Here is a 19,366-nt window from a genome sequence, read left to right on the forward strand (position 1 = left end):
CACGGGCACCTTATTTCACTTGAGTGCGCGTTGGCGCGCTCAAGTGAGCGATTAGCCAGCGCTTAGATAGTTTTTTCGGGAGCCGGCTTGTCGGTAGGCGTGGCGATCAGTTTTTTCAACTCGTCACTCATCGGGAAGTTCAGGTTCAGACCCTTTGGCGGAATCGGCTGCATGAACCATTTTGCGTAAATCGTGTTGATTTCACCCGAGGCGAAGGTCGCTTTGATCGCGTCATCGACAGCTTTCTTGAACGGGGCATCTTCTTTGCGAACCATGCAGCCGTAAATTTCATAGGACTGCGGAGTACCGGTCACGGCCCAGTCATCAGGCTTCTTGGCCTTGGCCATTTCGCCAGCGAGCAGGGCGTCATCCATCATGAATGCGACTGCACGGCCGGATTCGAGCATGTTGAAGGATTCGCCATGGTCCTTGGCGGAGATGACGTTCATGCCCATCTGTTTTTCGGCGTTCATCGACTTGATGATGCGTTCGGAGGTGGTGCCCGCCGTGGTGACGACGTTTTTACCTTTCAGGTCGGCGAAGTCTTTGTAGGTAGAGTCTTTCTTGGTCAGCAGGCGCGTGCCGATTTCGAAGATACCCACAGAGAAGTCGACTTGTTGACCGCGTTCAACGTTGTTGGTGGTGGAACCACACTCGAGGTCTACAGTGCCGTTTTGCACCAGCGGGATACGGGTTTGCGACGTGACCAGGTTGTACTTGATTTTCAGGTCTGGCATGGCCAGGTCTTTCTTGATGGCTTCGACGACTTTCAGTTGGATGTCGTGGGAATAGCCAACCGGAACCCCGGAAGCGTCAGCGATATAGGAGAACGGGATAGAAGCGTCGCGGTGCCCGAGGGTGATGGTGCCAGACTCTTTGATTTTCTTCAGTGTGCCGGTGAGTTCGGCAGCGAAAACTGGAGTGCTAATCAGAGCGGCAGCGATTGCTGCGCCCAAAAGATGGGGAACGATGCGCATCAGTTAATCCTCGACTTTGTTTTTTTTATAGGACCCCTGTGGTGGTCCTTTTGATAAGTGAGTGCCTTCAACGGCGGCCCAATCAGGCGCGCGCTACAGTCGGCACATTCGACTCTGAGTGTAGAGCATGACTCATGCCAAGGCGTTCAACATGATTAAGTTGTTGATTTATATGTAAGTTATTTGATTATTAGGCGCCGAAAAATCAGTTCGCGTCCGGCAGGCCGAACTAATAAGGTGGGCGCGTTCGGAAAACCGAATGGATGGGGCTGCAACACAACGGCCTCCCCGTTGCGAGGAGGCTGTCAGAGGGGGCGATCAGGCTGCTTCGATGCTGCTTTTATGGCGAGCGACGGTGTCGAGGTAGTCCTGCACACGCAATTGTTCGCTTGGCGTGGTGAACAGACCCAATTTGCTGCGACGCCAAAGAATGTCTTCAGCATTCAAGGCCCATTCCTCGCTGCACAGATAATCGATTTCGCGGGTATAAAGGCCGCCACCGAGGTGCTCACCCATATCGGCGAGCCCCTGCACACCTTCGAGCAAGCGCCAGCTGCGGCTGCCATAGGTGCGAGCCCAGCGTTGGGCGATTTCGCCTGGCAGCCAGTCGAAGCGCTTCGTCAGTTCTCTGCCCAAGGCGAGTGGTGTGCTCATGTCTTCGCCTCCCGGCAGGCTGGCAGTGGCGGTCCAGCTTGGCTTCATGTGCGGGAAGAAGGGCGCGAGATGCGTCATTGCTGATTCGGCCAGCTTGCGATAAGTCGTCAGCTTGCCGCCGAACACCGAGAGGATCGGTGCTTCTTCAGCGCTGCCCGACAGTGACAGGGTGTAGTCGCGGGTAACCGCCGAAGGATTATCTGATTCGTCATTGCACAGCGGACGAACGCCCGAGTAGGTGCGCACGATATCGCTGCGGCTCAGTTGTTTCTTGAAGTGTTCGTTGACCACGTTGAGCAGGTAGTCGATTTCGTCTTCGGTAATCGTCACTTTGCTCGGATCACCCTGATATTCACGGTCCGTGGTGCCGATGATGGTGAAGTGTTCCAGGTAAGGAATCGTGAAAACGATACGTTGATCTTCGTTTTGCAGGATGAACGCGTTTTCGCCCTCATACAGCGTGGGCACGATCAAATGGCTGCCCTGGATCAGGCGGATGCCATAGGGTGAGTCGAGTTTCAGGTCGTCACGGATGAATTTGGCGACCCAGGGGCCCGCGGCGTTGACCAGCGCTTTGGCGCGAATGGAAAACAGGCTGCCGTCGGATCGTTCCATGTTCATGTGCCACAGGCCCTTGCTGCGGCGGGCGTTGATGCAGCGCGTTTGGGTGTGGATGTGTGCGCCGTTTTCGCGAGCAGCCATGGCGTTGAGGACCACCAGGCGGGCGTCGTCGACCCAGCAGTCGGAATATTCGAAACCACGGGTGATGCTTGCGTTGAGCGGGCTGTCGCTGCCAAAGCGCAGGCTGCGCGAGGCGGGCAGTTTTTCCCGTTTACCGAGATGGTCATACAAAAACAGACCGGCACGGATCATCCAGGCGGGACGCAGGTGCGGGCGATGGGGGAGCACGAAACGCATCGGTTTGACGATGTGGGGTGCTTTGGCCAACAGCACTTCACGTTCGGCCAGGGCTTCTCGCACCAGGCGAAACTCATAATGTTCGAGATAGCGCAGGCCGCCATGGATCAGCTTGCTGCTGGCTGACGACGTGTGGCTGGCCAAGTCATCCTTTTCGCAAAGGAACACTGACAAGCCACGGCCGGCTGCGTCCGCTGCTATCCCTGCGCCGTTGATACCACCGCCAATGACGGCGATATCGTAAATGTCGGAAAGCGGTAGCACGGGCAAGGTGGTGCGGGGCATTTGATGGCCTCCTGTCTGTCTCTTCAAAGCATGGCTTCGAGCGGCGAATTCGAACATTTATGTTCAATTTCGAAAATAATAGCTCAATAAGAAGCGCGCAGCCAGCCTGTATTCATTGAAAATACTGATGGGAGGGGAGGGAAAGGAAGAAAATCGAACATTTTAACGGGGTGTGTCAGGCGCACCGGCGTCGCGTCCTTCGCGAATGAATTCGCTCCCACACAGCCTGCACACGGGATGTGTCGGGCTGTGTCAGGAGAGGGTCAGACCACTTCCACCCGGATCTTGTACTGAGTCAGCAGCTGCATCAGCGCAGGGACGGGGGCCTGGTCGGTGACCAGGCAATCGATCAGGCTGATCGGCCCCAGGCGGACCATTGCGTTGCGCCCGAACTTGCTGGAGTCGGCGGCCAGCAGCACTTTTCGGGCGTTGGCGATGATCGCCTGGGACACCCGCACTTCCTGATAATCGAAGTCCAGCAAGCTGCCGTCTTCATCGATGCCACTGATGCCGACCAGCGCGAAGTCGACCTTGAACTGATTGATAAAATCAACGCTGGCCTGACCTACCACTCCGCCATCGCGGCGAACATTGCCCCCGGCCAGCAGGACTTCGAAGTCATCCTTGGCGCTGAGGATCGAGGCTACATGCAGGTTATTGGTGATGATCTTCAGGTTGTTGTGGTTGAGCAGCGCACGGGCGATGGATTCGGTGGTGGTGCCGATATTGATGAACAGCGAGGCGTGGTCCGGGATCTGCGCGGCGATGGCCTCGGCGATCCGTTGTTTCTCATCGCGCATCTGGTCCGCACGCATGGCGTAGGCCGTGTTCTCGATACTTGAGTCATAGGCCGCGCCGCCGTGGTAGCGGCGCAACAGGTTCATTTCCGCCAATTGATTGATATCACGGCGGATGGTTTGCGGGGTCACGACAAACAGCTGAGCCATTTCTTCGATGCTGACATAACCGCGTTCGCGTACCAGCTCGAGGATCTGCTGCTGGCGGGGAGGCAGATTCATTGTGTTGATTTTCCTTCAGGCTGCCAAGCAAATGGCGACCATCATGCCGCAGCCTAATAGCGCTGTCAGCCGGAAACTCATACCTCTCCCCGCCCGCGAGGGCATTTGTCGATCAGTTGCTTTCTTCGTGCGGTTCCCAATCGCGGGTGCGGCTCACCGCTTTTTTCCAGCCTGCATAGAGCTTTTCTTTTTCCTCTTCGGCAAGTTGCGGTTCAAATTCGCGCTCGATCACCGCTTTGCTACGCAGCTCGTCCAGGCTGCCCCAGAAGCCGATGGCCAGGCCCGCGAGATAAGCAGCCCCCAGTGCAGTGGTTTCACGCATTTGCGGGCGTTCGACCTTGGTCCCGAGAATATCTGCCTGGAACTGCATCAAAAAGTTGTTGGCCACAGCGCCGCCATCCACGCGCAAGGCTTTGAGGCGCTCACCGGAGTCCTGCTGCATGGCGTCCAGAACGTCACGCGTCTGATAGGCGATCGACTCAAGCGCGGCACGAATGATGTGGTCGACCTTGACCCCGCGGGTCAGGCCAAACAATGCGCCACGGGCATACGGGTCCCAGTACGGTGCGCCAAGCCCGGTAAAGGCCGGCACCAGGTAGACGCCGTTGCTGTCCTTGACCTTGCCAGCGAAGTACTCGGTGTCCAGCGCGTCGTTGATGAGTTTCAGTTCGTCGCGCAGCCACTGGACGGTGGAACCGCCATTGAACACCGCGCCTTCAAGGGCATAGGCGACTTCGCCGCGTGGGCCGCAGGCAATGGTGGTCAGCATGCCGTGTTGCGATGTCACGGCTTTTTTGCCGGTATTCATCAACAGGAAGCAGCCGGTGCCGTAGGTGTTTTTCGCCTGACCGGGTTCGACGCACATCTGGCCGAACAAGGCCGCTTGTTGGTCTCCCGCAATACCGGCGATAGGGATGCCGCTTTTGCTGTGGCCGTAAACCTCGGAGGAGGACCGTACCTCAGGCAGCATCTCGCGTGGGATATCCAGCACCTTCAGCATCTTTTCATCCCATTCCAGGGTATGGATGTTGAAGAGCAGGGTGCGCGAGGCATTGGTGTAGTCGGTGACGTGAACTTTGCCACCGGTAAATTTCCAGATCAGCCAGCTGTCGATAGTGCCGAACAGCAGTTCGCCTTTGCGTGCGCGTTCGCGGCTGCCTTCGACATGATCGAGAATCCACTTGAGTTTGGTGCCGGAGAAGTAGGGGTCAGTGACCAGCCCTGTCGTTTCCTTGATGTAGGCTTCCAGGCCGTCGCGTTTGAGTTGTTGGCAGATTTCAGTGCTGCGGCGGCATTGCCAGACAATTGCGTTGTAGATGGGGCGGCCGGTGTCTTTTTCCCACACAACCGTGGTTTCGCGCTGATTGGTGATGCCAATGGCCGCAATTTGATCGTGGTGCAAATCTGCCTGGGCCAAGGCCTTGGTCATGCACGCGGTTTGGGTGGCAAAAATTTCCATGGGGTCATGCTCGACCCACCCTGCTTGGGGGTAATGCTGGACGAACTCGCTTTGTGCGGTACTGACCACATTGGCATCACGGTCGAAAATAATGGCGCGTGAACTGGTTGTGCCCTGGTCAAGGGCAATGATGTAGTTCTTATTCTGTGTGTCGGTCATGTCGATTGCCTTGCACTAATGGGTGAGGTTCAAGATGAAGCCTGGGCTTTGCTGCGAACGACATCGGCGTTCGTCTTCTCTACAACAGGGGTGCTGGGCAGGTAGCGGGCGATGAGCCCGCGATAGCTTGCAGCGCCAAGACAGGCGCCAAGGATTGGCGCGAAAATCGGAATCAGAAAGTACGGAATTTCACGGCCGCCGGTAAAAGCCATCGGGCCCCAGCCGGCGAGGAATGTCATCAGTTTAGGGCCGAAATCCCGTGCAGGGTTCATGGCAAACCCGGTCAACGGGCCCATGGCGCTGCCAATCACAGCGATCAGCAAGCCGATCAGCAGAGGCGCCATTGGACCTCGGGGTAAACCGTTGTTGTCGTCGGTCAGGGACATGATCACGCACATGAGAATGGCAGTGATCACCACTTCAACCAAGAAGGCTTGCTCGGTGGATATCGCCGGATTGGGGTAGGTGGAAAAGATTGACGCCAATTCCAGGCTGGCTTGAGTGCCGCGAACCATGTGATGCACGTGTTCGAATTCGAAGAACAGGCTGATGTAAAGCCCGTACACAAGGGCGGCCGCGCAGAAGGCGCCAGCGACTTGAGCGATGATATAGAAGGGCAGCTTTCTTTTTTCGAAGTCACCAAAAATGCACAGCGCAATACTGACTGCGGGGTTGAGGTGAGCGCCGGAAACCCCTGCGGTCAGGTAGATCGCCATGCTGACGCCAATGCCCCAGATGATGCTGATTTCCCACAATCCAAAGCTGACACCAGCGACCTTGAGCGCCGCAACACAACCTGTACCAAAGAAAATCAATAAAGCTGTCCCCAGAAATTCTGCCAGACATTGGCCTGTCAGCGTCGGCTGTTGCATGGGTTGCTGTAGAGCAGTTGTCATGGAAACCTCTTTTTTTGTTGTTCTAAAGCACTGAAGGAAAGTCATCAGTGCTTATCTCTTTCCACATCGGAGAAGTCCCCGTCTCCGAGCGGCCCACGATCCTTCGTCATCACCGAACCGAAATATTCGTTATCGAAAAAATATAGACAATAAAGAATGCTGTCAAAGGTCGAAAGTGAACCGTAGACCATAATTTGATCGTCTGTCGTTAGTTCGTTGCTCGTTTTTATGTAGGAAATTTCTTGCTGCTAACCCCTAAAGTTTTTTTTGCGGCGCCCATGACGGCGACACAGCTTGAATATCGCAGCCAATAAGGTGTTTTAGCTGCAGATGGCTTAAAGTACGCGTCTCGATCTAAAAGCCCCGCGACATCCCGGAGAGCTGCATGACCCCCGCATTGGATTTGTTGAAAAAAGTTCGCGCCGAGCACCGTGTTCACAGTTATGAACACGACCCGAAGGCGGCGTCTTATGGGTTGGAGGCGGCGGAAAAGCTTGGCCTTGAGCCCGCACAGGTGTTCAAGACCTTGCTGGCCGCGACTGAAAAAGGCGAATTGCTGGTGGCGGTGGTGCCGGTCGTCGGAAGTCTTGACCTCAAAGCGCTGGCGCATGCGGCGGGTGCCAAGAAAGTCGAAATGGCTGATCCCGCAGCTGCTCAGCGCGCCACAGGCTATTTGTTGGGCGGCATTAGCCCGTTAGGGCAGAAGAAGAGACTGCGTACTTTCATTGATCAATCGGCCCAGTCCTTTGCCACGCTCTTCGTCAGTGCCGGGCGCCGTGGCCTTGAAGTTGAGCTTTCGGCTGCCGTACTGGCGGAGCTCACCCAGGCAACGTTTTCCGGGATTGGTCGCGCCTAGCGTTCTGTATTGTCGAGAACGACACGTTCTGTGACTGGCGGTGTATCCGGCTGACGTGCATGCTGGGGGCAAATAATCTCAAGGACGTGCCCACTCATGCAGCTCGAATTTCATCAGGTCGACGCTTTCAGTAACCGCCCGTTCAGTGGCAACCCGGCAATGGTCTATCGACTGGATGCCTGGTTGGCGGATGAGTTGATGCAGCAGATCGCTGCCGAGCACAACCTGGCGGAAACCGCGTTTGTGGTCCGTGAAGCTCAGGGTTGGCGCATCCGCTGGTTCACTCCAACCACCGAAGTCCCGCTGTGTGGCCATGCCACCTTGGCCAGCGCTTACGTGTTGTTCGAAGTCTACAAAGAGCCGCTTGAACGAATAGATTTTATGAGTAAGTCGGGTGCCTTGAGTGTCACTCGCGAAAACGATCGGTTGCTGCTGGACTTTCCGGCCTTGGTGCCTCACGTAGTGGGGGTGACGGTCGAGCTTGAGCGGGCGCTGGGAGTCGACATTGTCGATGTGTTGGGTTCGACCGAATTGCTGGTGGTGTTGGAATCCGAACAGGCAGTGCGTGATTGCACGCCTGATATGGCGGCGCTGGCGCGTTTACCGTGGCCGGGAGTGATCATCACCGCCATGGGCATCCAGCATGACTTCGTCTCTCGCTACTTCGCACCGGCCATTGGTATCGCTGAAGACCCGGTGACCGGCTCGACCCATTGCAGTTTGATTCCCTATTGGTCGAATCGACTCGGCAAGCTAGGGCTGACCGCCTATCAATGCTCGGCCCGTGGCGGCGAGCTGTTCTGTCGCCTGGAAGGTGACCGAGTCAAAATCGGTGGGCATGCGACGCTGATCGCGAGCGGGAAGCTGTTACTGGGTTGATGCCGCGACAGGGCGATTCAGGCCAGGTCGTTCGCCGCAATGCAGCCAGCCGCCTGGAATAGCACCAGATGATCCGCCGCGACCCTAATCCCTACTTCGTCGCCTGCGCGATAGTCGACATGACTGGGGAAGATTGCTTCCAGTTGGCTGCCGGTTGGCAGTTTCAGCCGGTAAAGTGTCGAGGCGCCCTGAAAGGTCCTGCTAACAACGAGGGCCTTGAGCGCGCTGTCTGGCGCGTAGACGATGTCGTCTGGCCTTAGCAGCACATCCACTGCACCGCCGGTTGCCCAGATATAGGCACGATTGCCGCGTAACAGGCCTAGTTCGGTCTGCACTGATTCCGGGCTGACAAGCTGCCCACGAATGAAATAACCCTGACCGATAAAGCTGGCGACGAAAGGGGTCAGCGGCTCGTGATAGAGGGTGTAGGGCGTATCCCACTGCTCAAGCCTGCCTTCTTTGAATACACCGACGTGATCGCTGACAGCAAAGGCTTCTTCCTGGTCGTGAGTCACTAGAATTGCACTGGTGCCACGTGCCTTGAGGATGTCGCGGACTTCATGGCTGAGGCGTCGGCGCAACTCGCCATCAAGGTTGGAAAACGGCTCATCCAGTAATAACAACTGCGGCTCCGGCGCCAAGGCTCGGGCCAGCGCGACCCGCTGTTGTTGCCCGCCCGAGAGTTCATGCGGGTAGCGCTTGCCCAGTGTGCCGAGGTTGACGAGTTCGAGCAGTTCATCGATGACGTGCTTGAGGTGGGGGTGTTTGCGAATGCCGAAGCCAATATTTTCCGCGACACTCAGGTGCGGGAACAGCGCGTAGTCCTGAAAGACCATGCCGATCCGGCGCTTCTCGGGCGCCAAGGTGAAACCTGCGCGGGAGATGACTTCACCCCCCAGGGTGATTTCACCTTCATGCACCGGCTCGAAACCGGCGATGGCGCGCAGGGTCGTGGTCTTGCCGCACCCTGATGAGCCCAACAAGCAGCCGATATCACCGGTGTTGAGGTGCAGGTTAAGGTCCTGCACCACCCGTTGGTCCTGATAGCCGCACGCCAGATTACGCAGACTCAGCAGTAAAGGCTGGCTCATGCGTGGTGGTAGGCCGGCTCGACCAGAAACTCAAGCAGCGCTTTTTGCGCGTGCAGGCGATTTTCGGCTTGATCCCAGGGCACTGCGCGTGGGTCGTCGAGCAGATCCAGGCTGATTTCTTCGCCACGATGAGCCGGTAGACAATGCATGAACAGGACGTCTTCGGCGGCCAGATCAAGCAACTCGCGGGTCACCTGGAATGGCGCGAACAAGGCCAGGCGCTTGGCGGTTTCTTCTTCCTGACCCATGGAGGTCCAGACATCGGTGCTGACCAGATGCGCGCCCGCAACCGCTTGTCGTGGGTCCCGAACGACGCTGACCCGGTCACCGGCCAGCGCGAGGAATTCGGCGTTGGGCTCGTAACCTTCAGGGCAGGCGACACGCAGTTGAAAGTCAAACTGGATCGCGGCCTCTATATAGCTGTTGCACATGTTGTTGCCATCGCCAATCCAGGCCACAGTCTTGCCCTGGATCGAACCCCGATGCTCAAGAAAGGTTTGCATATCGGCCAGCAACTGGCAGGGGTGCAGGTCATCGGAGAGGCCGTTGATCACCGGAACACGGGAATTGGCGGCAAACTCAGTCAGGTTACTGTGGGCGAACGTACGGATCATCACCGCATCGACCATGCGCGACATGACTCTTGCGCCATCGGCGATAGGCTCGCCGCGACCCAATTGGGTGTCGCGAGGCGACAAAAAGATCGCCTGACCACCGAGCTGGATCATCCCGGCTTCGAACGAAAGACGTGTGCGAGTCGAGGATTTCTCGAAGATCATTCCGAGAACCCGGTTTTTCAATGGCTCGAAGAGTACGCCGCGGTTACGCAGGTCCTTCAGCTCTATGCCGCGACGAATCACGCTGACTAGCTCTTCTGGCGTGTAATCCATCATCGAGAGAAAGTGCCTTGCGCTCATCATTAACTACCTTTTTGCAACAGACCGCAGATACTCAAAGCCGGGTTTTATCGGGAAAACGGGCGAGACCTGCGGCGAAAGCCGCACGGGGCGACGAATAGGGAAGGCGCGATGTTATAAGCAAATGTCGCGTATTGCCAATAGCGAGCTGACTTCTGGAAAGACAGAAGCATTTGTACACTGGGGCCCAAGACCTTGGCAATTAGTGTCGATCACGTAACAGTTCCATAACATTACTGGCTGCCAGGCCCTGAACAGACTGGCTGACCATTTCATAAATGTCGAGGCTGGGTTATAAATAGCGCTTGCTCATCACGGGAGCTATGGGGAATGGATTCAAAAGAACAGCAGTTAACGGAATTACTCGGGCTCACGGCGCGCACCCTGACGCACCTCACTGCATCGATGACGTCCATGTCATTCGAATTGCTGCGCAGCAACGATGAAATTACCCGGTCGGCAGGACGCCGCATGATTGACCGCATGGCCACCGTCAGCGCTGGCCTTGATGAACATTGGCGCCTGATTGGCGAACTGACCGGGGTCCATGTTACTCAGGAGCAGGTCGAAACCGTTCATGAACTGCAAATGCAGCACAAGTTGACCACTCCACCACTCGTCTGAAGCTCCGTTTATTGGGCGCATCGGCCGGCTTGATGCTCTCAGATTCACACGATGAACGTTTCTGGCGCAGTCATTCACCAGACGCCATAGTTTTGTTTCCGCGACCGTAAAGGTGGCCCAAGACAAAATGAGGCTGGCAATGACCAAGACCCTCCATCATCGTGCCTGCCATCTGTGTGAAGCCATTTGCGGCCTGACCATTGAGATTACCACCCAAGAGGGCGCCGGGGCCCGGATCACGTCGATCAAGGGTGATGCTCTGGACAGTTTCAGTCGCGGCCATATCTGCCCCAAGGCGGTGGCGCTGCAAGATATCCAGAACGATCCTGACCGCCTGCGCCAGCCCATGCTCAGAGTGGGCAGCGAATGGCAGCCTATCGAGTGGCAAGCCGCGTTTGAATTGATTGCCGAGCGCTTGTTCGCCATCCAGCAACGTCATGGGCAAAATGCGGTAGCGGTCTATCAAGGCAACCCCAGCGTGCACAACTATGGGCTGATGACCCACAGCAACTACTTCCTGGGACTGCTGAAAACCCGTAATCGCTTTTCTGCCACGTCTGTGGACCAACTGCCCCATCACTTGAGCAGCCATTTGATGTACGGCCACGGTCTGCTGCTGCCCATTCCCGACATCGATCACACCGATTTCATGCTGATTCTCGGCGGTAACCCGCTGGCGTCCAATGGCAGCATCATGACGGTCCCCGATGTTGAAAAGCGCCTTAAAGCGATTCAGGCACGAGGCGGCAAGGTGGTGGTGGTCGATCCTCGCCGCAGCGAAACGGCAGCGATTGCCGATCAACACCTGTTTGTGCGTCCCGGTGGGGATGCGGCCTTGTTGTTTGGCGTGCTCAACACCTTGTTTGAAGAGCGCCTGACGCGTGACAGTCATCTGCCGGTGGATGGGCTGGATGAGGTACGGCAGGCCATCACCCACCTGAGCGCTGAAGCCATGAGCCCGCGTTGTGGCGTGCCTGCTGAGCAGATTCGCCAGTTGGCGCGTGACTTTGCCAGTGCCGACAAAGCGGTGTGCTATGGGCGGATGGGCATATCCACACAGTCCTTTGGCACGCTTTGCCATTGGCTGGTGCAACTGATCAATCTGGTCACCGGCAACCTGGACCGTGTCGGTGGGGCGCTGTGTACCGAGCCCGCAGTGGATCTGGTCAGCTCGACCTCGGGCGGCCATTTCAATCGCTGGCAAAGCCGGGTTTCTGGTCTCCCGGAATATGCAGGCGAGCTGCCGGTTTCCGCCTTGGCTGAAGAGATGCTGAACGAAGGGGAAGGGCAGGTCCGCGCGTTGATCACCGTCGCCGGGAATCCGGTGTTGTCGACGCCTAACGGGCGAAAACTGGAGCAGGCGCTCGAGGGGCTTGAGTTCATGCTCAGCATTGACCTGTACATCAACGAAACCACGCGCTATGCCGACCTGATTCTGCCATCGACCTCTGCGCTGGAAAACGATCATTACGACACCACGTTCAATATGTTTGCGGTGCGTAACGTCACGCGATTCAATCGCGCGATTCTCGAAAAACCTGAAGGTGCATTCCACGACTGGGAGATTTTCGTCGGCCTGGCCCAAGCGTTTGCCGCGAAAGCCGAGCTTGAACTGAAGCCGACACTGCCGCCGGCACAGATGATTGATCGGGGGCTGCGCGCCGGGCTTTATGGCGACGCCACCGAACACAAACTCTCATTGGAGACGCTACGAGACCACCCACATGGGCTGGATCTGGGCGCGCTGAAACCCAACCTTCAACCGCGCCTGAAGACTGCCAATCAGCGGATTCAGGCGGCGCCTGACGTGATTCTTGCTGATTTGGCGCGTTTCACTGCCGTGCAGGCGCCTCAAGTGGGTGAGCTGCTGCTGATCGGCCGTCGTCATGTGCGCAGCAATAACTCATGGATGCACAATTATCACCGGCTGGTGAAGGGCAAGCCGCGTCACCAGTTATTGATGCATCCGGATGATCTGTCTAGCCGTGGGTTGAGCGACGGGCAGTGGGTTCGGGTCAGTTCGCGGGTTGGGGTGGTCGAGGTGCAAGTGCTGGCCAGCGTCGAGATGATGCCCGGGGTGGTCAGCCTGCCTCATGGCTGGGGTCATGCGCGCCCAGGCGTGCACATGGGCATCGCCAGCGATCAGCCGGGCGTCAGTGCCAACGACCTGACCGATGAACGTCAATTGGACGCACTTTCGGGTAACGCGGTACTGAACGGAGTGCCGGTACACGTCGCGGCTGCGTAAGTAACGGGTCGGCGGTTAAGGAGAGCCCAAGCGTAGTGCTCGGGATTCCGTTACAATGCGCCACCGTGCCGACATCTGAGTCGGAAAGTTCAGCCGAGGTGCTCCATGGATATCATCGAAACTATTAAAGAGCAGATTGCCAGCAACACCATTCTGCTTTACATGAAAGGCTCTCCGAATGCCCCGCAGTGCGGCTTTTCGGCGAAAGCTTCGCAGGCATTGATGGCGTGTGGCGAGAAGTTCGCTTACGTCGACATCCTGCAGAACCCGGAAATTCGCGCCAACCTGCCTAAGTATGCCAATTGGCCGACGTTCCCGCAGTTGTGGGTCGGTGGCGAACTGGTCGGCGGCAGCGACATCATCACTGAGCTGCTGGCCAGTGGCGAGCTGCAAACGCAGGTCAAAGAAGCGACCGCCAAAGCAGCGGCTGATAAAGCCGACGCTTGATGGATGCTGATGTGGGTCTGCCCCGAATCTCTGGGAGCAGGCTTGCCTGCGAATGATTTGACGCGGTGTGCCTGATTCACCGCGTTCAAATGCCAGGCATTAAAAAGCCCGCCCTCGTGAGAGAGCGGGCTTTTTCGTCAGTGAGCGATCAGTCGCCCATTTGCGACTGCAAGTAGTTTTCGATCCCTACTTTATCGATCAAGCTCAGTTGGGTTTCAAGCCAGTCGATGTGCTCTTCTTCGGACTCGAGAATGTCTTCGAGCAGCTCACGGCTACCGAAATCGCCAACAACTTCAAAATGCGCGATGGCCGCTTTGAGGTCAGCCAGGGCTGTGGTTTCGATTTTTAGGTCGCACTCAAGCATTTCCTTGGTGTGCTCGCCGATCAGAATTTTGCCGAGATCTTGCACGTTAGGCAGACCTTCGAGGAACAAAATGCGCTTGATCAGCTTGTCAGCGTGCTTCATCTCGTCGATGGATTCGTGGTACTCGTGGGCGCCGAGTTTTTTCAGGCCCCAATCTTCGTACATGCGGGCATGCAGAAAGTATTGATTGATTGCGACCAGCTCGTTTCCGAGGATCTTGTTGAGATGCTGGATGACGGTGATGTCGCCTTTCATGTCGAGGTCCTGTTCTATGGCTTATGTAGATAAGACTAGGAGTCTGAGCCGCACTATGAAGGGTGTCAAACCTAAGGTATTGAATAATAAGTCAAATTAAATACTAATAAGAGTGTTTAAGTTCCGTATCTATGGGCTAAGCATTTGAATTAAAGACATAAAAAAACCGGACACAAGGTCCGGCCCTTTGAAAAAGCGGCATTCAGGCAGCTGAAAACTCTGCGGGGTAAGCCAGCATGACCTGGCTGCTCTGCAGCGCGGTCAGACTTTCACGCACGACGGCTTTGGCAACGGTAGCGCATTTGCCACATTTGCTGGCAACGCCCAACGTTTCGCGGACATCACGGTAACTGCAGCAACCCTCAAGGATCGCGTCCCGGATTTGCCCATCAGTAACACCTTGGCAGAGGCAGACATACATAAGTGAAAACCGTCGCTGGTTGATGACTCAGTGCTGGAGATACTAATGTTAATGAGAATGCTTGTCAAAACAACTTGTGTGAGCCCCGGATTAGAGCTGTCGGCTTCTCGCAGTGAGTGATGGAGGAGGGGTGGATAAGCCAATCCTGTCCTGGAAGCGGGTTTAAGCGCGTCCCTTCCGTCCAGAACACAGCGCGGCGTCGAAGGCGGGGTGGGCCCTCCTATAAAGCACCTGATGGCAGGCATAAAAAACCGGCCACATGGGCCGGTTTTCAGAGCTCAGGGCAGGCTTCAGTCGTTGAAGTCTTCCCAGCCGCCCATTTGTTTCCAGCGGTTGACGATGCCGCAGAACAGCTCTGCGGTTTTTTCGGTGTCGTAGCGGGCTGAGTGTGCTTCACGGCCATCAAAGTCGATGTCCGCTGTCTGACAGGCCTTGGCGAGCACGGTTTGACCATAAGCCAGACCCGCCAGGGTCGCGGTGTCGAAACTGGAGAACGGGTGGAAAGGGTTGCGCTTCATGTCCATGCGCGCGACGGCAGCGTTTACGAAGCCGAGGTCGAAGCTGGCGTTATGCCCCACCAGAATCGCGCGTTTGCAGCCATTGGCTTTCAAGGCTTTGCGAACGCCACGGAAGATGTCGGTCAGCGCAGTTTCTTCACTGACGGCCATGCGTAGCGGGTGATCGAGCTTGATGCCGGTGAACTCCAGCGCAGCCGCTTCGATATTGGCGCCTACGAACGGTTCAACACGGTAGAAGTAAGTGTGCTCAGGGAACACGAAGCCTTTTTCGTCCATGCCGATCGTGACAGCAGCGATTTCCAGCAGTGCATCGGTCGCCGAGTTGAATCCGCCGGTTTCTACGTCGATAACGACCGGCAGATAGCCGCGAAAACGGGCCGCCATGGGGTGACGAGAGCCGCCTCCGCCTCCGCCGCCATGACCGTCCTGTTCGTCGTCGAAATGATCTTCGCTCACGCGTGTTCCTCCAGCAGGCGCCAGCGCAGTTTTTCACCGGCGCGCAGCGGGATTACGGACAGCGTGCCAAACGGCAGGCTGGTGGGTGCGGTCCATTCATCACGGACCAGCGTTATGGTGTCGCGGTTGGGTGCCAGGCCGTAGAACGCAGGGCCATGAACACTGGCAAAACCTTCCAGTTTGTTCAGGGCATCGCGTTGTTCGAAGGCTTCGGCGTACAGCTCAATGGCAGCGTAAGCGGTGTAGCACCCGGCACAGCCGCACGCCGCTTCTTTGGCATGCTGGGCGTGAGGCGCTGAATCGGTACCCAGGAAGAATTTCGCGCTGCCACTGGTGGCGGCATCGAGCAATGCTTCCTGGTGAGTGTTGCGTTTGAGAATCGGCAGGCAATAGAAGTGCGGGCGAATGCCACCGACCAACATGTGGTTGCGATTATAGAGCAGGTGATGGGCGGTGATCGTTGCCCCGACGTTCGCCGAAGCTTCGTTGACGAACTGTACGGCTTCGCAGGTGGTGATGTGTTCGAAAACCACCTTCAGCGTGGGGAAGCGTTCAACCACTCGGCGTAAATGCTCATCAATGAAGATCTTCTCACGGTCGAAAACGTCGATTTCGCTGCGGGTCACTTCCCCATGGACCAGAAGCGGCAGGCCGACTTCAGCCATGGTTTCGAGCGCCGGGAAAATCTTGTCGATGCTGGTGACGCCGGAGTCGGAGTTGGTGGTTGCCCCTGCCGGGTACAGTTTCGCGGCATGGACAAAACCGCTGGCCTTGGCCGCGCGTATATCCTGCGGCTGCGTCAGGTCGGTCAGGTAAAGCACCATCAGCGGCTCGAAGTGGCTGCCTGCCGGGCGCGCAGCAAGGATACGCTGGCGATAGGCGTCAGCTTCCTGCGCATTACGTACCGGAGGCACTAGATTAGGCATGATGATTGCGCGTCCAAAAGTACGCGCTACGTCAGCGACGGTGTGAGGCAAAACAGCTCCATCACGGAGGTGAATGTGCCAGTCGTCGGGACGCAGAAGGGTCAGGCGGTCAGACATTGGGGATTCCAGGCGGGTCAAACTCGCTGGGAATGCTACCGGAAAAGACTCTTCCAGGCACTCGCTATCAAGTTTTCCGGGAAGTTACCGATAGCCAGTCGTGTACAGTTTTCTAGTGGAGCCTCCCGTGCGCCAGCGTTATTTAGCCTTGCTCAGCGTGTTTGCCAGTCTGCCGGCCGCGGCTATCACTTTCCAGACGCGTCTGGAGAGTATCGAATGGAAAGTCGAAGGCGATAAATTTGAGTGTCGCCTGACCCAACCTATCACCGATTTCGGTGTGGGTGAGTTCGTGCGCCGCGCGGGTGAACAGGCCACATTTCGCCTCAAAGCCAGCGGCAGCATGCTCGGTTCGGGTTCTGCAACGTTGTTGGCGGCGGCTGCGCCCTGGCAGCCGGGGCGCGGTGATCTCAACCTGGGTGCGGTTAAAATGAGCAACGGTTCAATTCCGTTCAATAGCTCCCAGGGCCAGGCCGGGCGTCTGATGGCGGGCTTGCTCGAAGGCCGCAGTCCGGTTATTCGTCATTACTCTCAAGAGGGTAATAGCGCCGTGGAAGTGCGGTTGTTACCGATCAAGTTCGGCAAGGCATTCAGCGATTACCAGACCTGTACCGCCAAATTGCTGCCGATGAATTACGAACAGGTCAAGCAGGCGCAAATAGGTTTTCCAGGCAACGGCGTCGATCTTGATGCGCCAGCTCGCGCAAAGCTGCAGGTGATCGCTGAGTTCCTGAAAGCCGATCCCACCGTTAACCATATCGAACTCGATGGCCATTCCGACAACAGCGGCAATCGACTGACCAACCGTGATATGTCGCGGCGCAGGGCGTTGGCAGTGATGGACTTCTTCAAGGCTCAAGGTGTGCCGGAAAAGCAGATAACCCTGCGCTTTCATGGCGAGCGATATCCGCTGGCGCCCAACACCAATGCCGCCAACCGCGCGCGTAACCGCCGGGTCAACGTCCATCTGGAACGTGTGGCGCCTGACGAGCCAGCACCTGTTGCACCTGTTGCGGCTGCGAGCAGCGCTGCAGCCACCTCCTGAGCGGCATGATTCGGTCGCGCCCTCGACACTCGCTGTCGCTTCGTCGTCACACGCTGTCGCGCCTCTGTAAATTCATGGGTTTGAGCGGTAGAATCATCGGTTTTCCGTACAACCCGGTGGAGTGATGGCATGGCGGACGTAAACAAGGTAGTTCTCGCGTATTCCGGTGGCTTGGATACTTCGGTAATCCTCAAGTGGCTGCAGGACACGTACAACTGCGAAGTAGTGACTTTCACTGCGGACCTGGGTCAAGGCGAAGAAGTCGAGCCCGCCCGCGCCAAGGCAAAAGCCATGGGCGTGAAAGAAATCTACATCGACGATCTGCGCGAAGAGTTCGTGCGCGATTTCGTATTCCCGATGTTCCGCGCCAATACCGTCTACGAGGGCGAGTACCTGCTGGGTACCTCCATCGCACGTCCGCTGATCGCCAAACGTCTGATCGAGATCGCCAACGAAACCGGCGCTGATGCCATTTCCCATGGCGCCACCGGCAAAGGCAACGATCAGGTTCGTTTCGAGCTGGGCGCCTATGCCCTCAAGCCGGGCGTCAAGGTGATTGCCCCGTGGCGTGAATGGGACCTGCTGTCGCGCGAAAAACTGATGGATTATGCCGAGAAGCATTCCATTCCGATCGAGCGCCACGGCAAGAAGAAGTCGCCGTACTCCATGGATGCCAACCTGCTGCACATCTCCTATGAAGGCGGCGTGCTGGAAGACACCTGGACCGAGCACGAAGATGACATGTGGCGCTGGACCAAGTCCCCAGAGGACGCGCCAAACGTTGCTACCTACCTGGAGTTGACCTATCGCAACGGCGATATCGTTGCGCTGGACGGCGTAGAGATGACGCCTGCCACGGTATTGGCAACCCTGAACCGCATTGGCGGCGAAAACGGTATCGGACGTCTGGATATCGTGGAGAACCGTTATGTTGGCATGAAGTCTCGCGGGTGCTACGAGACCCCGGGCGGCACCATCATGCTGCGCGCTCACCGCGCCATCGAGTCAATCACTCTGGATCGTGAAGTCGCTCACCTCAAGGATGAGTTGATGCCTAAATACGCCAGCATGATTTACACCGGTTACTGGTGGAGCCCTGAGCGTCTGATGTTGCAACAGATGATCGACGCGTCTCAGGCTCACGTGAATGGTGTTGTGCGTCTGAAGCTCTATAAGGGCAACGTCATCGTGACGGGTCGTAAATCTGACGAGTCATTGTTTGATGCGAACATCGCGACGTTTGAAGAGGACGGCGGCGCTTATAACCAGGCGGATGCTGCTGGCTTTATCAAGCTAAACGCCCTGCGCATGCGCATCGCTGCAAATAAAGGCCGTAAGTTATTCTGATGTCCGGTGCCGAGGGCTGCTGAAGACACCAAGGTGTGTTTGCAGTGCTCGTGCACGAGCGATGTAGCCCTTGACCCGCTCTCCCTCTGGAAGCGGGTCAAGGGCTGTTTTTGAATTCGATTCTGGCAACGCTTTGTCAGGGTTTTCGAAGCAGCCTGTGATTCGAGCCTATAGCATCTATACACCTGCGACTCGGGTCACTGATGCCTTGATTCCGGTGCTTTCTTAAGCCTCTTGGTCGTCGCTGTGTACGGTACGGCAGGGTCGTGAACGGTATCGCTAGAGAATGGCAATGAATTGTCCAGCAACGTAATAATGTCTTTCGGCGTTTTACTGTACTGCTTCATGAGTGCTTGAATTTTTCTTTCAAACTCAAGTGTTTGCATGAGCGAGGTGTTTTTTTTAAGCGACTCTAACAACAGCAGTTGTCGTTCAAGTGCTCTTTCGGTATCGCGGTATTCCTTTAATGTAGACATGATGTTTTCTACTCG

Annotated in this window: 19 protein-coding genes; 7 read left to right on the forward strand and 12 right to left on the reverse strand. The window is 56.8% G+C overall.

Features of this window, described 5'->3' with window-relative positions; translation table 11 throughout:
- Positions 1–62: 62 nt before the first annotated feature.
- The 5 genes from AC1ME2_RS19280 to AC1ME2_RS19300 form a co-directional block, all read right to left on the reverse strand.
- Positions 63–977, reverse strand: coding sequence for a glutamate/aspartate ABC transporter substrate-binding protein (locus AC1ME2_RS19280; protein ID WP_480435963.1), 915 nt, complete (start codon positions 975–977; stop codon positions 63–65).
- Positions 978–1,295: 318 nt separating this feature from the next.
- Positions 1,296–2,834 carry a glycerol-3-phosphate dehydrogenase gene (glpD, locus tag AC1ME2_RS19285; protein WP_480435965.1) on the reverse strand — a complete coding sequence of 513 codons (1,539 nt, stop codon included), beginning with the start codon at positions 2,832–2,834 and terminating at the stop codon, positions 1,296–1,298.
- A gap of 263 nt (positions 2,835–3,097) precedes the next feature.
- On the reverse strand, positions 3,098–3,853 hold the full coding sequence (locus AC1ME2_RS19290; RefSeq protein ID WP_480435967.1) for a DeoR/GlpR family transcriptional regulator: 756 nt from the start codon (positions 3,851–3,853) through the stop codon (positions 3,098–3,100).
- 112 nt (positions 3,854–3,965) lie between these two features.
- Complete coding sequence (gene glpK, locus AC1ME2_RS19295; protein WP_480435969.1) at positions 3,966–5,471, reverse strand: glycerol kinase GlpK; 1,506 nt, start codon at positions 5,469–5,471, stop codon at positions 3,966–3,968.
- 29 nt (positions 5,472–5,500) lie between these two features.
- On the reverse strand, positions 5,501–6,367 hold the full coding sequence (locus AC1ME2_RS19300; RefSeq protein ID WP_480435972.1) for an MIP/aquaporin family protein: 867 nt from the start codon (positions 6,365–6,367) through the stop codon (positions 5,501–5,503).
- A 385-nt stretch (positions 6,368–6,752) separates the two neighbouring features.
- On the opposite strand from AC1ME2_RS19300, the gene ybaK reads away from it, so the two are divergent.
- Together ybaK and AC1ME2_RS19310 are read left to right on the forward strand one after the other, a co-directional pair.
- Positions 6,753–7,223, forward strand: coding sequence for a Cys-tRNA(Pro) deacylase (ybaK, locus tag AC1ME2_RS19305; protein ID WP_480435973.1), 471 nt, complete (start codon positions 6,753–6,755; stop codon positions 7,221–7,223).
- Between the two features lie 96 nt (positions 7,224–7,319).
- Positions 7,320–8,102, forward strand: coding sequence for a PhzF family phenazine biosynthesis protein (locus tag AC1ME2_RS19310; RefSeq protein WP_480435975.1), 783 nt, complete (start codon positions 7,320–7,322; stop codon positions 8,100–8,102).
- A 17-nt stretch (positions 8,103–8,119) separates the two neighbouring features.
- Here the strand turns inward: AC1ME2_RS19310 and AC1ME2_RS19315 are convergent, their stop codons facing one another.
- Positions 8,120–9,193 (reverse strand): ABC transporter ATP-binding protein, encoded by a 1,074-nt coding sequence (locus AC1ME2_RS19315; protein WP_480435976.1) that lies wholly within the window; start codon positions 9,191–9,193, stop codon positions 8,120–8,122.
- Complete coding sequence (gene argF, locus AC1ME2_RS19320; protein WP_480442226.1) at positions 9,190–10,110, reverse strand: ornithine carbamoyltransferase; 921 nt, start codon at positions 10,108–10,110, stop codon at positions 9,190–9,192. The genes AC1ME2_RS19315 and argF overlap by 4 nt, the downstream gene beginning before the upstream one ends.
- A gap of 330 nt (positions 10,111–10,440) precedes the next feature.
- Here argF and AC1ME2_RS19325 point away from each other — a divergent pair, with 330 nt between their 5' ends.
- From AC1ME2_RS19325 to grxD, 3 genes are all read left to right on the forward strand, one after another.
- On the forward strand, positions 10,441–10,734 hold the full coding sequence (locus AC1ME2_RS19325) for a hypothetical protein (RefSeq protein ID WP_480435977.1): 294 nt from the start codon (positions 10,441–10,443) through the stop codon (positions 10,732–10,734).
- A 139-nt stretch (positions 10,735–10,873) separates the two neighbouring features.
- Positions 10,874–12,982 (forward strand): molybdopterin oxidoreductase family protein, encoded by a 2,109-nt coding sequence (locus AC1ME2_RS19330; RefSeq protein ID WP_480435979.1) that lies wholly within the window; start codon positions 10,874–10,876, stop codon positions 12,980–12,982.
- Positions 12,983–13,087: 105 nt separating this feature from the next.
- Complete coding sequence (gene grxD, locus AC1ME2_RS19335; RefSeq protein WP_480435982.1) at positions 13,088–13,429, forward strand: Grx4 family monothiol glutaredoxin; 342 nt, start codon at positions 13,088–13,090, stop codon at positions 13,427–13,429.
- Positions 13,430–13,577: 148 nt separating this feature from the next.
- On the opposite strand, the gene bfr is transcribed toward grxD, so the two are convergent.
- The 4 genes from bfr to pyrC all read right to left on the reverse strand — a co-directional run bounded on the left by bfr (position 13,578) and on the right by pyrC (position 16,486).
- Entirely contained in the window at positions 13,578–14,048 is a 471-nt protein-coding gene (gene bfr / locus AC1ME2_RS19340) for a bacterioferritin (protein ID WP_480435983.1), read from the reverse strand.
- Between the two features lie 202 nt (positions 14,049–14,250).
- Positions 14,251–14,469, reverse strand: a complete 219-nt coding sequence (locus AC1ME2_RS19345) for a bacterioferritin-associated ferredoxin (protein WP_480435985.1) — start codon at positions 14,467–14,469, stop codon at positions 14,251–14,253.
- Positions 14,470–14,759: 290 nt separating this feature from the next.
- A complete protein-coding gene (gene rnt / locus AC1ME2_RS19350; RefSeq protein ID WP_480435986.1) occupies positions 14,760–15,443 on the reverse strand; it encodes a ribonuclease T in 684 nt (227 codons plus the stop codon).
- On the reverse strand, positions 15,440–16,486 hold the full coding sequence (gene pyrC, locus AC1ME2_RS19355) for a dihydroorotase (RefSeq protein ID WP_480435987.1): 1,047 nt from the start codon (positions 16,484–16,486) through the stop codon (positions 15,440–15,442). The genes rnt and pyrC overlap by 4 nt, the downstream gene beginning before the upstream one ends.
- Before the next feature lie 127 nt (positions 16,487–16,613).
- Between pyrC and AC1ME2_RS19360 the strand changes: the two genes are divergently transcribed.
- Together AC1ME2_RS19360 and AC1ME2_RS19365 are read left to right on the forward strand one after the other, a co-directional pair.
- Positions 16,614–17,528 (forward strand): flagellar protein MotY, encoded by a 915-nt coding sequence (locus AC1ME2_RS19360; RefSeq protein ID WP_480435989.1) that lies wholly within the window; start codon positions 16,614–16,616, stop codon positions 17,526–17,528.
- Between the two features lie 129 nt (positions 17,529–17,657).
- The gene (locus tag AC1ME2_RS19365; protein ID WP_480435990.1) at positions 17,658–18,875 is read left to right on the forward strand and encodes an argininosuccinate synthase; all 1,218 of its coding nucleotides are present in this window, start codon (positions 17,658–17,660) and stop codon (positions 18,873–18,875) included.
- A 197-nt stretch (positions 18,876–19,072) separates the two neighbouring features.
- Here AC1ME2_RS19365 and AC1ME2_RS19370 read toward each other — a convergent pair whose 3' ends face one another.
- On the reverse strand, positions 19,073–19,351 hold the full coding sequence (locus AC1ME2_RS19370; RefSeq protein WP_480435992.1) for a hypothetical protein: 279 nt from the start codon (positions 19,349–19,351) through the stop codon (positions 19,073–19,075).
- Positions 19,352–19,366: the final 15 nt, after the last annotated feature.

This window comes from Pseudomonas sp. ASL9 (genome assembly GCF_056680335.1).